This window comes from Pseudomonas sp. BIGb0381, from assembly GCF_024809815.1.
In the GTDB taxonomy this organism is placed as follows: Bacteria; Pseudomonadota; Gammaproteobacteria; order Pseudomonadales; family Pseudomonadaceae; genus Aquipseudomonas.
Map to the genome: position 1 here is coordinate 166,088 of NZ_JANUEN010000005.1, position 14,286 is coordinate 180,373.

General features: G+C 62.6%; 13 protein-coding genes. 9 read left to right on the plus strand and 4 right to left on the minus strand.

What is annotated here, in order from left to right; all coding sequences use genetic code 11:
• Positions 1 to 28: 28 nt before the first annotated feature.
• Positions 29 to 1,663 carry an AMP-binding protein gene (locus M2397_RS15950; protein ID WP_259244008.1) on the minus strand — a complete coding sequence of 545 codons (1,635 nt, stop codon included), beginning with the start codon at positions 1,661 to 1,663 and terminating at the stop codon, positions 29 to 31.
• A gap of 150 nt (positions 1,664 to 1,813) precedes the next feature.
• Between M2397_RS15950 and M2397_RS15955 the strand changes: the two genes are divergently transcribed.
• From M2397_RS15955 to M2397_RS15970, 4 genes are read left to right on the plus strand one after another with little or no spacing between them, the layout of a single operon-like run.
• Positions 1,814 to 2,977, plus strand: coding sequence for an isovaleryl-CoA dehydrogenase (locus M2397_RS15955; RefSeq protein WP_131698111.1), 1,164 nt, complete (start codon positions 1,814 to 1,816; stop codon positions 2,975 to 2,977).
• 11 nt (positions 2,978 to 2,988) lie between these two features.
• Positions 2,989 to 4,596 (plus strand): carboxyl transferase domain-containing protein, encoded by a 1,608-nt coding sequence (locus M2397_RS15960; RefSeq protein WP_053138385.1) that lies wholly within the window; start codon positions 2,989 to 2,991, stop codon positions 4,594 to 4,596.
• A gap of 15 nt (positions 4,597 to 4,611) precedes the next feature.
• Complete coding sequence (locus M2397_RS15965; RefSeq protein ID WP_131698113.1) at positions 4,612 to 5,418, plus strand: gamma-carboxygeranoyl-CoA hydratase; 807 nt, start codon at positions 4,612 to 4,614, stop codon at positions 5,416 to 5,418.
• Complete coding sequence (locus M2397_RS15970; RefSeq protein ID WP_259244009.1) at positions 5,415 to 7,340, plus strand: acetyl/propionyl/methylcrotonyl-CoA carboxylase subunit alpha; 1,926 nt, start codon at positions 5,415 to 5,417, stop codon at positions 7,338 to 7,340. Before M2397_RS15965 ends, M2397_RS15970 begins: the two co-directional genes overlap by 4 nt.
• Here the strand turns inward: M2397_RS15970 and M2397_RS15975 are convergent.
• Positions 7,337 to 7,972: a LexA family transcriptional regulator gene (locus tag M2397_RS15975; protein ID WP_145337623.1), complete on the minus strand. Its 636-nt coding sequence runs from the start codon at positions 7,970 to 7,972 to the stop codon at positions 7,337 to 7,339. The two genes, M2397_RS15970 and M2397_RS15975, sit on opposite strands and share 4 nt — an antisense overlap.
• 131 nt (positions 7,973 to 8,103) lie before the next feature.
• Here M2397_RS15975 and M2397_RS15980 point away from each other — a divergent pair, with 131 nt between their 5' ends.
• Positions 8,104 to 8,454, plus strand: coding sequence for a DUF6124 family protein (locus M2397_RS15980; protein WP_131698116.1), 351 nt, complete (start codon positions 8,104 to 8,106; stop codon positions 8,452 to 8,454).
• Between the two features lie 463 nt (positions 8,455 to 8,917).
• The gene (locus M2397_RS15985) at positions 8,918 to 10,069 is read left to right on the plus strand and encodes a M14-type cytosolic carboxypeptidase (protein WP_167655695.1); all 1,152 of its coding nucleotides are present in this window, start codon (positions 8,918 to 8,920) and stop codon (positions 10,067 to 10,069) included.
• Positions 10,070 to 10,087: 18 nt separating this feature from the next.
• On the opposite strand, the gene M2397_RS15990 is transcribed toward M2397_RS15985, so the two are convergent.
• Positions 10,088 to 10,627, minus strand: coding sequence for a cytochrome b (locus tag M2397_RS15990; RefSeq protein WP_259244010.1), 540 nt, complete (start codon positions 10,625 to 10,627; stop codon positions 10,088 to 10,090).
• Complete coding sequence (locus M2397_RS15995) at positions 10,624 to 11,706, minus strand: catalase family peroxidase (RefSeq protein ID WP_131698118.1); 1,083 nt, start codon at positions 11,704 to 11,706, stop codon at positions 10,624 to 10,626. The genes M2397_RS15990 and M2397_RS15995 overlap by 4 nt, the downstream gene beginning before the upstream one ends.
• Positions 11,707 to 11,875: 169 nt before the next feature.
• Between M2397_RS15995 and M2397_RS16000 the strand changes: the two genes are divergently transcribed.
• The 3 genes from M2397_RS16000 to zapE all read left to right on the plus strand — a co-directional run bounded on the left by M2397_RS16000 (position 11,876) and on the right by zapE (position 14,273).
• Positions 11,876 to 12,382: an RNA polymerase sigma factor gene (locus M2397_RS16000; RefSeq protein ID WP_027606262.1), complete on the plus strand. Its 507-nt coding sequence runs from the start codon at positions 11,876 to 11,878 to the stop codon at positions 12,380 to 12,382.
• On the plus strand, positions 12,379 to 13,116 hold the full coding sequence (locus M2397_RS16005) for an anti-sigma factor (RefSeq protein WP_131698119.1): 738 nt from the start codon (positions 12,379 to 12,381) through the stop codon (positions 13,114 to 13,116). Before M2397_RS16000 ends, M2397_RS16005 begins: the two co-directional genes overlap by 4 nt.
• A gap of 62 nt (positions 13,117 to 13,178) precedes the next feature.
• Positions 13,179 to 14,273, plus strand: a complete 1,095-nt coding sequence (gene zapE, locus M2397_RS16010; protein WP_131698120.1) for a cell division protein ZapE — start codon at positions 13,179 to 13,181, stop codon at positions 14,271 to 14,273.
• Positions 14,274 to 14,286: the final 13 nt, after the last annotated feature.

A 14,286-nucleotide genomic window follows, 5' to 3' on the forward strand; every position in this document is an offset into this window, starting at 1 on the left:
GCGGGGCGCGGTAGGAATGCACCCCGTTTCAGCGGTTGATGCTCAGCTCCTCAAGGCTGATCTCACGCATGCGGAATTTCTGGATCTTGCCCGTCACCGTCATCGGAAACTCCTCTACGAACTTGAAATACCGGGGCGTCTTGAAGTGTGCAATGCGGCCCTTGCACCAGGCCTGCAGTTCCAGGTCGTCGGCCACATGGCCCGGATGCAACTTGACCCAGGCCACGATCTCCTCGCCGTAGCGCTCATCCGGAATGCCGATGACCTGCACATCGGCCACCGCCGGGTGGGTGAAGAAAAACTCTTCCACCTCGCGCGGGTACACGTTCTCGCCACCGCGAATGATCATGTCCTTGTTGCGCCCGGCGATGCACACATAGCCGTGGGCATCCATGGTTGCCAGGTCGCCGGTGTGCATCCAACCCTCAGCGTCGATGGCGTCGCGGGTGCCGTCAGGGTTGTTCCAGTAGCCGAGCATCACGCTGTAGCCACGGGTGCACAGTTCGCCGACCTGGCCACGGGGCAGCGTGTTACCGGCTTCATCGATGATCTTGCTTTCCAGTTGCGGCTGGGTGCGGCCGACGGTGGTCACGCGGCGTTCCAAGTCATCATCCGCCCCGGTTTGCAGGGACACAGGGCTGGTCTCGGTCATGCCGTAGGCAATCTGCACCTCACCCATGTGCAATTCGCCGATGACCCGGCGCATCACCTCGATGGGGCACGTGGCGCCGGCCATGATGCCGGTGCGCAGGGTGGACAGCTCGAACTCGCCCCGGCGTGGGTGATCGAGCAGGGCGATGAACATGGTGGGCACGCCGTACAGGCCGGTGGCGCGCTCTTCGGCCACGGCGGTGAGGGTCAGCAGCGGGTCGAAGCCGTCATTCGGATAGATCATGGTGGTGCCGTGGGTGATGCAGCCCAGGTTGCCCATCACCATGCCGAAGCAGTGGTACAGCGGCACCGGGATCACCAGGCGGTCCTGCGCGGTGAGGCCCAGGCTTTCGCCGACCATATAGCCGTTATTGAGGATGTTGTGATGACTGAGGGTGGCGCCCTTGGGGAAACCGGTGGTGCCGGAGGTGTACTGGATATTGACGGCTTGATCGAAGTGCAGGCTGGCCTGGCGGCTGTGCAACTGCTCGGGCGGCAGGCCTGCACCGAGGGCCGCCAGTTCCGACCAGGGCAGGAATCCCGGGGGCGGGCTGGGGTCGAGGCTGATCATGCCGCGCAGCTCAGGCCGCAGTTCCTGCAACATCGCGTGGTAGTCAGAGGTCTTGAACGAGCCGGCGCACACCAGCCACTCGCAGCCGGACTGCTTGAGCACGTAGTCCAGTTCACTGCTGCGGTACGCCGGGTTGATATTGACCAGGATCACGCCAATCTTGGCGCTGGCGATTTGGCTGATGCACCACTCGGCGCAATTGGGCGCCCAGATGCCCAGGCGATCGCCGGTTTGCATCCCCAAGGCCAGGAACGCACGGGCGTGCATATCGACGGTCTCGGCCAGTTGCCGCCAGGTGTAGCGGCGCTGCTGATGGCGCACCACAAGGGCTTCACCATCGGGGTATTGCGCCACGGTGTGATCGAAAGCTTGGCCAATCGTCATGGCCAGCAAGCTCTTGTCCTGGGAGCCACGGCTGTAGCTCGGATGCGGTTGATCCATAACGACCCCTGTTGTCTTTTTTGTAGGTTGACGTATACGTAAACTACGATTGACAGCGCCGTAACGCAAGCTTACGTTAACGTAAAGGTGAGCGCCCTTCCCTGGCGCGCCATCCACACAACAACAAAGCTCACATTAAGGTGCCTGTCCATGAGTTACCCGTCCCTGAACTTCGCCCTCGGTGAAACCATCGACATGCTGCGCGACCAGGTGCAGTCCTTCGTGGCCAAGGAAATCGCGCCCCGTGCAGCACAGATCGACATCGACAACCTGTTCCCCGCCGACCTGTGGCGCAAGTTCGGGGATATGGGCCTGCTGGGCATCACCGTGCCGGAAGAATACGGCGGCGCCGGCCTGGGCTACCTGGCCCACGTGGTAAGCATGGAAGAAATCAGCCGTGGCTCGGCCTCGGTGGCGCTGTCCTACGGCGCTCATTCCAACCTGTGTGTGAACCAGATCAACCGCAACGGCAGTCACGAGCAGAAACTCAAGTACCTGCCCAAACTGATCAGCGGCGAACACGTCGGCGCCCTGGCCATGAGCGAGCCGAACGCCGGTTCCGATGTGGTCTCGATGAAACTGCGCGCCGACAAGCACGGCGACCACTATGTGCTCAACGGCAGCAAGACCTGGATCACCAACGGCCCCGACGCCAGCACCTATGTGATCTACGCCAAGACCGACCTGGAAAAGGGCCCGCACGGCATCACCGCGTTTATCGTCGAGCGCGACTGGAAAGGCTTCAGCCGCAGCAACAAGTTCGACAAGCTCGGCATGCGCGGCTCCAACACCTGCGAGCTGTTCTTCGATGACGTCGAAGTACCCGAGGAAAACATCCTCGGCGTGCTCAACGGCGGTGTAAAAGTGCTGATGAGCGGCCTCGATTACGAGCGCGTGGTGCTGTCCGGCGGTCCCACCGGGATCATGCAGGCGTGCATGGACCTGATCGTGCCCTACATCCACGATCGCAAGCAGTTCGGCCAAAGCATCGGCGAATTCCAACTGATCCAGGGCAAGGTCGCCGACATGTACACCCAACTCAACGCCAGCCGCGCCTACCTCTATGCGGTGGCCCAGGCCTGCGAGCGCGGCGAAACCACGCGCAAGGATGCGGCCGGGGTAATCCTCTACAGCGCCGAACGCGCCACGCAAATGGCCCTCGACGCGATCCAGATCCTCGGTGGCAATGGCTATATCAATGAATTCCCCGCCGGGCGCCTGCTGCGGGACGCCAAGCTGTATGAAATCGGCGCTGGCACCAGTGAAATTCGGCGGATGCTGATCGGTCGCGAACTCTTCAACGAAACCCGCTGAAGGAGCGCCCCATGGCCACCTTGCATACCCAGCTCAACCCACGCTCCGCTGAGTTCGCCAGCAACAGCGCAGCGATGCGCCAACAGGTCGACGCCCTGCACACCCTGCTTGCCCACGTGCAGCAAGGCGGCGGTGCCAAGGCCCAGGAGCGCCATACCTCGCGTGGCAAACTGCTGCCGCGCGAGCGCATCAATCGCCTGCTGGACCCGGGCTCGCCGTTCCTTGAACTCAGCCAACTGGCCGCTCATCAGGTGTATGGCGAAGACGTGCCGGCGGCCGGCGTGATTGCCGGGATCGGCCGCGTGGAAGGCGTCGAATGCATGATCGTCGCCAACGACGCCACCGTGAAAGGCGGTTCCTACTACCCGCTCACGGTGAAAAAACACCTGCGCGCCCAGACCATCGCCGAGCAAAACCGCCTGCCGTGCATTTACCTGGTGGACTCCGGCGGCGCCAACCTACCGCGCCAGGATGAAGTGTTTCCCGACCGCGAACACTTCGGGCGGATCTTCTTCAACCAGGCCAACATGAGTGCCCAGGGCATCCCGCAGATCGCCGTAGTAATGGGCTCGTGCACCGCCGGAGGCGCCTACGTGCCGGCCATGGCCGACGAAGCGATCATGGTGCGCAACCAAGCCACCATCTTCCTGGCCGGCCCGCCGCTGGTGAAAGCCGCTACCGGTGAAGTGGTGAGCGCCGAAGACCTCGGCGGTGCCGATGTGCACTGCAAGATCTCCGGCGTGGCCGACCACTATGCCGACAGTGACGAACACGCCCTGGCCCTGGCCCGTCGCAGCGTGGCCAACCTCAATTGGCGCAAGCAGGGCCAATTGCTGCAACGCACGCCCGTGGCGCCGCTGTACAGCAGCGAAGAGCTCTACGGCGTAATCCCGGCCGATGCCAAGCAGCCGTTCGATGTGCGCGAAGTGATCGCACGGCTGGTGGATGGCTCGGTGTTCGACGAGTTCAAGGCGCTGTTCGGCACTACCCTGGTGTGCGGTTTTGCGCACTTGCACGGCTACCCGATTGCGATCCTGGCGAACAACGGGATTCTGTTCGCCGAGGCCGCGCAAAAAGGCGCGCACTTTATCGAACTGGCCTGCCAACGCGGGATACCCCTGCTGTTCCTGCAGAACATCACCGGGTTTATGGTCGGGCAAAAATACGAAGCCGGGGGCATTGCCAAGCACGGCGCCAAGCTGGTGACGGCGGTGGCATGTGCCAAGGTACCGAAGTTCACGGTGATCATCGGCGGCAGCTTTGGCGCCGGCAATTACGGGATGTGCGGGCGCGCCTACGACCCGCGCTTTTTGTGGATGTGGCCCAACGCGCGGATTGGCGTGATGGGCGCCGAACAGGCTGCGGGCGTGCTGGTGCAGGTCAAGCGTGAGCAGGCTGAACGTGCAGGCGTCGGGTTCAGCGCCGAAGAGGAAGCCGCGATCAAGCAGCCGATCCTCGACCAGTATGAAACCCAGGGTCACCCTTATTACTCCAGCGCACGCCTGTGGGACGACGGCGTCATCGACCCGTTGCAGACCCGCGACGTGCTGGCCCTGGCCTTGTCCGCCGCGCTGAATGCCCCCATCGAGCCGAGCCGCTTCGGTGTGTTCCGCATGTAAATGGAGTTGTCCCCCATGAGCGATTTCAACACCCTCGAACTGATCACCGACAGCCGTGGCTTTGCCACGCTGTGGCTCAGTCGTGAAGCCAAGAACAACGCGTTCAACGCCGAGATGATCCGCGAACTGATCATCGCCCTCGACCATGTGCAAGCTGATGCGTCCCTGCGTTTCCTGGTGCTGCGTGGGCGCGGCAGGCACTTCAGCGCCGGCGCCGACCTGGCCTGGATGCAGCAGTCGGCCGAACTGGATTACCACACCAACCTGGACGACGCCCGCGAACTGGCCGAGCTGATGTACAACCTGGCCAAACTGAAAATCCCCACCCTGGCAGTGGTGCAAGGCGCGGCCTACGGTGGCGCGCTGGGCCTGATCAGTTGTTGCGACATGGCCATCGGCGCCGATGATGCGCAGTTCTGCCTGTCGGAAGTGCGCATCGGCCTGGCCCCGGCCGTGATCAGCCCGTTCGTGGTGCAGGCCATCGGCGAACGTGCGGCGCGGCGCTATGCCCTGACCGCCGAGCGGTTTGGCGGCCAGCGTGCACGGGAAATCGGCCTGCTGGCGGAAAGCTACCCGATTGGCGAACTGGACCAGCAGGTGGAACAGTGGATCTCCAACCTGCTGCAAAACAGCCCGGCGGCGATGCGCGCCAGCAAGGACCTGTTGCGCGAAGTCGGAAACGGCGCGCTCACCCCTGCCCTGCGCCGCTATTGCGAAAATGCCATTGCGCGCATCCGTGTCAGCGCCGAAGGCCAGGAGGGTTTGCGCGCGTTCCTGCAAAAACGCTCGCCCAGCTGGCAGCCCCAGGAGCCGCGTTCATGAGCACGCTGACCACCGTACTGGTGGCCAACCGCGGCGAGATCGCCTGCCGGGTGATGCGCACCGCCAAGGCCATGGGCCTGACCACCGTGGCGGTGCACAGCGCCGTCGACCGTGATGCGCGACACAGCCGCGAGGCGGATATTCGTGTCGACCTGGGGGGCGGCAAGGCCACCGAGAGCTACCTGCAAATCGACAAACTGATCGCCGCCGCCCAGGCCAGCGGCGCCCAGGCCATACACCCAGGCTACGGCTTCCTGTCGGAAAACGCCGGGTTCGCCCGTGCGATCGAAGCGGCGGGCCTGATCTTCCTCGGACCGCCCGCCTCGGCCATCGACGCCATGGGCAGTAAATCCGCGGCCAAGGCCCTGATGGAAACCGCCGGCGTGCCCCTGGTGCCGGGGTATCACGGCACAGAGCAGGACCTGGACACCTTCCGCGCCGCCTGCGAGCGCATCGGCTATCCGGTGCTGCTCAAGGCCACGGCCGGTGGCGGCGGCAAGGGCATGAAGGTGGTGGAGGATGTCAGCCAACTCGCCGAAGCCCTGGCCTCGGCCCAGCGTGAGGCGCTGTCGTCCTTCGGCAATGGGCAGATGCTGGTGGAGAAATACCTGCTCAAGCCACGCCACGTAGAGATCCAGGTGTTTGCCGATCAGCATGGGCATTGCCTGTACCTCAATGAGCGGGATTGCTCGATCCAACGCCGCCATCAAAAGGTCGTCGAGGAGGCGCCGGCACCGGGGCTGAGCGTTGCACAGCGCAAGGCGATGGGCGAAGCGGCGGTGCGTGCGGCCCAGGCCATCGGTTATGTCGGCGCGGGCACCGTTGAGTTTTTGCTGGACGCCCGTGGCGAGTTTTTCTTTATGGAGATGAACACGCGGCTGCAGGTGGAACACCCCGTCACCGAAGCGATTACCGGCCTGGACCTGGTGGCCTGGCAGATTCGCGTCGCCCAGGGCGAAGCGCTGCCGATCACCCAGGAACAGGTGCCGCTGATCGGCCATGCAATTGAAGTTCGCTTGTATGCCGAGGACCCCGCCAACGACTTCCTGCCCGCCACCGGGCACCTGGCGCTGTACCGCGAATCCGCCCCCGGCCCGGGGCGTCGCGTGGACAGTGGTGTCGAGCAAGGAGACAACGTTTCGCCGTTCTACGACCCGATGCTTGGCAAGCTGATTGCCTGGGGCGAAGACCGTGAACAGGCGCGCCTGCGGTTGCTGGGCATGCTCAATGAGTTTGCCGTGGGTGGGCTGAAGACCAACCTGGGCTTCCTGCGGCGCATCATTGGCCATCCGGCATTTGCGGCAGCTGAGCTGGATACCGGATTTATTCCGCGCTACCAGGACGAACTTCTGCCGGTGGCCGGGGCGTTGAGCGATGAATTCTGGCAGGCCGCAGGTTCGGCCTTCATGCAGAGCTTGCCTGCGGGTGATGGGCCGTGGGCGGACACCCGTGGATTCCGTGCAGGGCTGCCCGCCGAGGTCTCGCTGCACTTGAGCTGCAATGGCCAGGACCGCCTGGTGACGCTGACCGCAGACGCCGCAAAATTGCAGGGCGAACAGTTAGTGATCGAACACCAGGGCGTCCGTCGTTCACATCTGGCAGTGCGCAACGGGCACGAAGTTTTCCTGCGTTGGGACGGCGAGATGCAGGGCGTGAGCCTGTTCGATCCGATTGCGGCGGTCGAGGCCAACCAGTCGCACCAGGGCGGCCTCACGGCACCGATGAACGGCAGCATCGTACGGGTGCTGGTGGACGTCGGCCAAACGGTCGAGGCCGGCACGCAACTGGTGGTGCTCGAAGCGATGAAGATGGAGCACAGCATCCGCGCGCCCCAGGCCGGGGTAGTCAAGGCGCTGTTCTGCCAGGAAGGCGAAATGGTCGCCGAAGGGTCCGCGTTGGTGGAACTCGAAACCGCGGACTAGAACTTCGCCGTGGCCTGCACCACGACGCCCAGGATGCGGCAATCAGCGGTGAACAACAGTTTCGGGTAGGTGGGGTTGAGCGGCACCAGGTAGAGCTGGCCGCTCTCCTCCATCAACTGGCGGAAGGTCGCGTGAGGGCTGTCGGCCCGTTGGGCGACTACCAGTTTGCCGGGTTCGGCGGCGATGGCCGGATCCACCAGGATCATCATCCCCGCGGCGATGCTCGGGCCGCTGAGCGCAGTCATGGCGTCACCTGTCACCGGCAGCCAGAAGGCGTCACCCTGGGCGTGGTAATCCGTCAGCTCGAAGCGTGCGGCGCCATAGGCCGGGCGCTCTTCGCGAATTTCGCACAGGCCTTTCCACTCGCTGACCGGGTAGCGAAAGTACGACGTGTACTGTCTTGCCGGGCCACGGACCTCGTCGGCCTTCTCACGCAGCTCCTGCACCACTTCCAGGTCGCCCAGCCCCAGCGCTGCCAGCACCCGGTTCATGTCCACCAGACTCGGCACGCGGCGCTTGTTGAGCCAATGGCCGACGCCACCCTGGGACATGCCCAAGCGTTCAGCCAACTCCCCCTGGGTGACCTTGCGGTCTTTCATGCTGGCCTTGACCAACGCTATCCATTTATCCATGGGCGCCGACAATACGTCAGGTATTTTCCAGGGCAATAAACAGTTTGTAGTAATCCATAAAACGACATAAATACGATACGTACTATCATCGAGCATAAGGTTTTCGACACCCACCCAGAGTACCGCCCCTTATGACGACGAGCCCGTATCTCCTGCCTGAACCCCCTGAAAACGATGACGTGCAAAACCTGCGCAGCAGCGGTGCTGCCCAGCGCGCGCTGGACTTTTACTTGAAAGAAAATATGTCGGCACCCGTCCCGGATATGAGCTTGTTCGCCATCAAGCCTGGCATCAGCCAGGAGGAAGCCTTGGTACACGCCTCGGACCTGTTGCGCAGTGCCGCTGCCACGGCCTACGAATCAGCGAGCAGCCATCAGGGCAATCAGCGCGACCTGGCGTTTTCAGTGGTGTATTTGATTGATATGGCGAAGGCGATGGTGGAGCGGTCGTTGCAGGCAACGGAGGTTCGGGCGAACGGATAACAGGCGCAGAAGAAAAATATTTCTATCCGATGGATAAAAACATTTGACTTGCAAATGATAATGATTATTATTGGGCTCAGCTGATCGCGAGATCAGTCGATAGACCAAGAGACCTTAGGTCGGACTCTTGGAATATCTCCTCATCAGGCTAATCACGGTTTTTGACCCGGCTCTTTGGCCGGGTCTTTTTTTTGCCAGTTTCCCTGGCATGGCTTCAGGCTAATGAAGACTGTGTGTTGCTTGATGGCGCGCATGGTAGCAAAAGACCATCGCCAAAAGAAAGCCAGTACAACGCTCTGGCGCACATCTCTGGGAAATAGCGCTTGAGAATCAATCTCATAGACTCTAAGCTGCGGCGGCGTCACGGATGACGCCCCCTCCCCCGCAACAATTTTGCATCCAGGCTTTACCAGACTCCTGTGTAATATAGCCGCCACAACACTCATATTCAGGCAACCAGACTATGACCGTGGCCTTGACCTCCATCAAGATCAGTACCGACTTCGACAGTGGCAATATCCAGGTGCTCGACGCCAGCGATGCCTACAATTTGCTGCTTTCCATCCAGCCCGATACCCGCAGCCACCATTACCAATGGTTCCACTTCAAGGCCGAAGGCATGCACGTGGGCCACACCCATAATTTTCGCCTGAGCAACGCCGGTGGCTCTTCGTATAAGCACGCCTGGAGCGGCTACAACGCTGTCGCGTCTTATGATCACGTCAACTGGTTCCGAGTCCCTACGCGCTTTGACGGCGAGATCCTGCACATCAGCCTCGAAACCAGTGAGAAGCATGCCTGGTTGGCCTACTTTGAGCCCTACAGCCGCGAACGCCACGACTGGCTGATCGACCAGGCCCTGAAGTACGCCGGCACCCAACTGCTGGCCACCGGCAAAAGTGTCGAGGGCCGCGATATTCAACTGTTACGGCGTGGCAAAGGCGGCGAAGGCCGGCGCAATATCTGGATCATCGCCCAGCAGCACCCCGGCGAACACATGGCCGAATGGTTTATGGAAGGCATCATCGAACGCCTGCAACAGGATGGCGATGCCGAGATGAAAAAACTCCTGGCCGTTGCCGACCTGTACCTGGTGCCGAACATGAACCCCGACGGCGCCTTCCACGGTCACCTGCGTACCAACGCCATGGGCCAGGATCTCAATCGCGCCTGGCAAAGCGCCAGCCAGGAGATCAGCCCGGAAGTGCTGTTCGTGCAACAGCAAATGCACCAGTACGGCGTCGACCTGTTCCTCGACATCCACGGCGACGAAGAAATCCCCTACGTGTTCACCGCTGCCTGCGAAGGCAACCCCAGCTACACCCCGCGCATCGAAGCGCTGGAAAAACGCTTCCGCAGCCATTTGAGTTCGCTGACCCGTGACTTTCAAACCACCCACGGCTACACCCGTGACTTGCCGGGTGAAGCCAATATGACCCTGGCCTGCAACGCCGTCGGCGAGCAATACGACTGCCTGTCCCTGACCCTGGAAATGCCGTTCAAGGACAACGACAACGCGCCCAACCCGCAAACCGGTTGGTCAGGCGAACGCTCCAAACAACTGGCCAAGAACGTATTGAGCAGCGTGGCCGATATCGTCACGGTCCTGCGCTAACGCCCTTTGCCCCCGGCATCAGTCCTTGGTGCCGGTCATGCTCTGCAACACCCCATCGCGCCGAATCACCCCATGGAACAGCGCCGCCGCCAGGTGCAACAGCACCGTCAGGAACAGCAGGTAGGCCAGATACCCATGGGCCTTGCGCAATAGCGCAAACAGCGGCGCATCCGCCGCCACCAACGCCGGTAACTGCACCGAACTGCTGAGCATCACCGGGTCGCCCGCCGCCGAAATCATCGCCCAGCCCAGCAGCGGCAACACCAGCATCAACCCATACAAGACCAGATGGGACGCCTTGGCCGCCAGCACTTGCCACAGCGGTAAGTCAGACGGCAACGGCGGCTGGCGGGTGGAGAAGCGCACCGCCAAGCGCACGATCACCAGCACCAGGATCGCGATCCCCAGCGGCTTATGCAGGTGGATCAACCACTCATGCCGCTCCGACACTGACGCCGCCAAGCCTGCGCCGATAAACAACATGGCGATGACCATCAGCGCCATCAACCAGTGCAGCAGGCGCGCCAGGGGCGCAAAAAACCGAGGTTGGGCATTCATGGCTTGGACTCCGCTGGGGCACTGTGCAAGGGGCTGACTTCACCGGCACGGCGCAGGAAAGAACTGGCATATGCCGCCGAACGTGCAGCCAGCAGCGGGTCATTGGAGGCTTCGATGCCGCTGGGCAAGATCAACGGATCGAAATTGATGTCGCGACAATCACCGTCGGCCTGGGGTTGGCTGCTTTGCAACACCAGGGTGCCGGCATTCAGCACCTTGTGCTCACCGGTCCAGGGTTTGCTCGCGTCCTCCAGCGGGTCGCCGGGGTTGGCCAGGGTCATGTTCAACTGCCAACGCAAAGGCCCTGAGGCCAGGCGTTGCACCAGGTCTTTCTCAAGAAAATCGCCCCCGGCCGGTGCGGTCTCCCCCGCCGCATCCTGACGCTCGGGCACTACGCCCCAGCGCACGGCCTGGCGCTTGCCCTCGGCACTCACCAAGTAAAACGCGTTGATACCGTTATAGGTTTCGGTCGCATAACTGGCCGATGGCTTGGCCGTTTTGACCCATGCAAGGAATGGCGCCGCCTCAGGGTGTGCGGCAAAAAATGCCGGCATATTCGCCGGGTTCGGCTTGCCGGTAGCCGGGTCCGGCGCGCCGGCCTTGAGCATCTGGTAGAACGCCTCGGGCGTGCCCACCGGGAACACCGGCATGCTGTTCATGCCGGTACGCCATTGCTGGCCGTTGGCCAGGCTGAACTGCACGGCAAAGCTGCGGATCGGCACACTGCTGTCCGGCGCATAGGGGTTGCCGCTGGGCAAGGCGAAGCGGCCGATCAACGGGGTCCTGGCCTCACTGAACACTTGGGCGCTGGAGTAGGCACGGGCCTCGGCACTGCTTTCGAAGTACCCGGCCACGCACACGCCCTTGGCGTGGTTACGCCGGAATCCAGGGTGCACGCCGTTGTTGGTTTCCAGGGCATTGACCAGGGTTTTCGGGCGCAGGCGTTGTGGGTCGAGGCTGCCATTGACGTAGGCAAATGCCCCGGCCATAACCGCAACCACGGCCCCAATACCCGCAAGTCGTGCGATCAGGCTCGCCGTGCTTAGCGGGGGACGTGGCGGTGATGAGTGATCTACCATGAACAAACTCCAGGGCCTGAAGGCCTTTGGGGGTAAACATAAGGTCGGAGCATTAAGACGAACGCCGATCCGCTCTATTCCCAGGCCCTGGATTTATTTTCCACGGTCGGGAATAACCGTTCACGCCGGACGTCTCTCTAGTCCCAGCGTAGTGACCAGCCAGACACACATGCATGAACTCGACGAACCGTTACGTGAACTCATCCCCAGGCTGCGGCGTTTCGCTGTGTCCCTGACCCGTAACGCCAGCAGTGCCGACGACCTGGTGCAGGCGACCCTGGAGCGGGCGATCACCCGTTGGGCCGACAAACGCATTGAGGGCGATTTGCGCGCGTGGCTGTTCTCGATCCTCTACCGGCAGTTCCTCGATGCCCACCGCCGCACCCGGCGCTATGCACGCATGCTGGAATTTTTTACCGGCCGCGATGATGCGCAGCCGTCGGTGGAGCGCACCGTCATCGCCCAAGCGACCCTGCAAGCCTTCGACCAACTCAACACCGAACAACGCGCGCTGCTGTTGTGGGTGTCGGTGGAGGGCTTGAGCTACAAGGAAGTCGCGCAAATACTCGAGGTGCCGATTGGCACCGTGATGTCGCGCCTGTCCCGGGCGCGCCAAGCGTTGCGTCAACTCAGCGATGGCGACATCGCCAGCCCTTCCCTGCGGATACTCAAATGATCAGCCTGCCCCCCAGCGAACGCGACCTGCATGCCTACGTCGATCACCAACTCCTGGACAGTGATCGCCGTGTGCTCGAAACCTACCTGGCCGCCCATCCCGAGCTGGCGGCCCAAGTGCAGGCCTGGCAGCAGGACGCGCAATTGCTGCGTGCGTCATTGAGCGGCGCCCTGCAACAACCGGCCAACCCGGCGCTGGACCCGACGCTGATTCGCCAGCGCCTCAAGCATCAATCGCGCCGCCACGTTGCCACGGCCGCAGTGCTGCTGATTGCCGTCAGCCTCGGCGGCCTCGGCGGCTGGCATGCCCGTGAAGCCACGCAACCGCCGCTGCTGCCGATGGCCGACGCGATGCAAGCATTCCGCCTGTTTGCCCAGGAGGGCATCATGCCCGCTGACTACAACGGCCAGGACCGCGGCACGATGCAGGCGTGGCTCGACCGCTACTTCAATCAAGCCCATCGCCTGCCGGACTTGAGCCAAGCGGGCTACACGCCCGTCAGCGGGCGACTGCTCACCACCGATCAAGGCGCCGCCGCCATGGTGCTGTACCAGGACGCACAAGGTCGGCGCATCAGCTTCTACATCCGCCCACCGGGCCCGGACAACGGTTTCCTGCCCCGTGGCGAGCGCACGGCGGATGGGTTGCAAGCCCAATACTGGTCCGGCGGCGGCTACAACTATGCGGTGGTCAGCCCGACGGACCAGCCGACGCCGCCGCTGCAGCCGTTCTAGATTGGTCAAATCGCCACCGGCGCCCTAAAGTAAGCGACCACCGCACTACAGAGTGACTCGCATTGGCCGTGCTCCCCCTTATCCGTCGTTTGTTCGGTAAAAAAACCGACACACTGGACGACACGCCCATCCAGACGTTCTTTCAGGACAAAGCCCGGCAACTGGGTTACACCCTCAGTGCTGGCCAAACTCAGGCCATCACCGCCATGGCGCGCCAGACCCAGCACCTGCTCGCCAGCCAGCCTACCCGCAGCCTGTACCTGCACGGCCCGGTGGGGCGCGGCAAAAGCTGGCTGCTGGACGGTTTCTTCCAGGCGCTGCCCATCGCCGAAAAGCAACGCGTGCATTTCCATGAGTTTTTCGCCCAACTGCACCGCGGTATGTTCACGCACCAGGCGACGGACGATGCATTGGCCATGACCCTGGACGAACTGCTCGACGGCTGCCGCGTGCTGTGTTTCGACGAGTTCCACGTGCACGACATCGGCGATGCCATGCTGATTACCCGGCTGTTCAAGGCCCTGTTCCAGCGTGGCGTGTGGGTGCTGGTGACCTCCAACTATCCACCCGAAGGGCTGTTGCCCAACCCGCTGTACCACGAGCGTTTCAAGCCGGTGATCGACTTGATTGCCGCGCGTATGGACGTGCTGGAAGTCAGTTCGCCCGAGGACTTTCGCAGCCTGCCCCAGGCCCAGGCCGTGCAGCGCTTTACCACCGGCTGTTACCTGTGGCCGGGCACGCAGGCCCAGCGTGCGGCGCTCGACCTGCCTGTCAGCGGCGGCCCGACGCAGACGCTGACGGTGGGCAACCGGAGATTGATCTGCCGCCAGCATCAAGCCCGCACCATCGTATTCACCTTCAACGACCTGTGCGAACAGCTGACGGCGGTGATGGACTACCTGTTGCTGTGCGAGGCGTTCGATCACTGGGTCATCGACGGCCTGCCCCACCTGGCAGAGTGTCCGATCGCCGTGCAGCAGCGTTTTATCAACCTGGTGGACGTGCTTTACGACAAGGACAAGCACCTGATCCTGATAGGCGAACAACCGCTGGCACAGGCAATGAGCGGCCAGGCCATCGACCTGGCGCGCACTGCCAGCCGCCTGAGCCAATTGCAACAGGCCAACCCGCAACGGGTGCGCGACCCGGTATCATGAGCGCCATTTACGC

Bases quoted from the DNA above. Each gene is read 5' to 3' on its own strand.
- M2397_RS16000 (WP_027606262.1), top strand. From the start codon at position 11,876: ATGCATGAACTCGACGAACCGTTACGTGAACTCATCCCCAGGCTGCGG.
- M2397_RS16005 (WP_131698119.1), top strand. From the start codon at position 12,379: ATGATCAGCCTGCCCCCCAGCGAACGCGACCTGCATGCCTACGTCGAT.
- M2397_RS15965 (WP_131698113.1), top strand. From the start codon at position 4,612: ATGAGCGATTTCAACACCCTCGAACTGATCACCGACAGCCGTGGCTTT.
- M2397_RS15995 (WP_131698118.1), bottom strand. From the start codon at position 11,706: ATGGTAGATCACTCATCACCGCCACGTCCCCCGCTAAGCACGGCGAGC.
- M2397_RS15955 (WP_131698111.1), top strand. From the start codon at position 1,814: ATGAGTTACCCGTCCCTGAACTTCGCCCTCGGTGAAACCATCGACATG.
- M2397_RS15960 (WP_053138385.1), top strand. From the start codon at position 2,989: ATGGCCACCTTGCATACCCAGCTCAACCCACGCTCCGCTGAGTTCGCC.
- M2397_RS15980 (WP_131698116.1), top strand. From the start codon at position 8,104: ATGACGACGAGCCCGTATCTCCTGCCTGAACCCCCTGAAAACGATGAC.
- M2397_RS15985 (WP_167655695.1), top strand. From the start codon at position 8,918: ATGACCGTGGCCTTGACCTCCATCAAGATCAGTACCGACTTCGACAGT.
- M2397_RS15950 (WP_259244008.1), bottom strand. From the start codon at position 1,663: ATGGATCAACCGCATCCGAGCTACAGCCGTGGCTCCCAGGACAAGAGC.
- M2397_RS15975 (WP_145337623.1), bottom strand. From the start codon at position 7,972: ATGGATAAATGGATAGCGTTGGTCAAGGCCAGCATGAAAGACCGCAAG.
- M2397_RS15990 (WP_259244010.1), bottom strand. From the start codon at position 10,627: ATGAATGCCCAACCTCGGTTTTTTGCGCCCCTGGCGCGCCTGCTGCAC.
- M2397_RS15970 (WP_259244009.1), top strand. From the start codon at position 5,415: ATGAGCACGCTGACCACCGTACTGGTGGCCAACCGCGGCGAGATCGCC.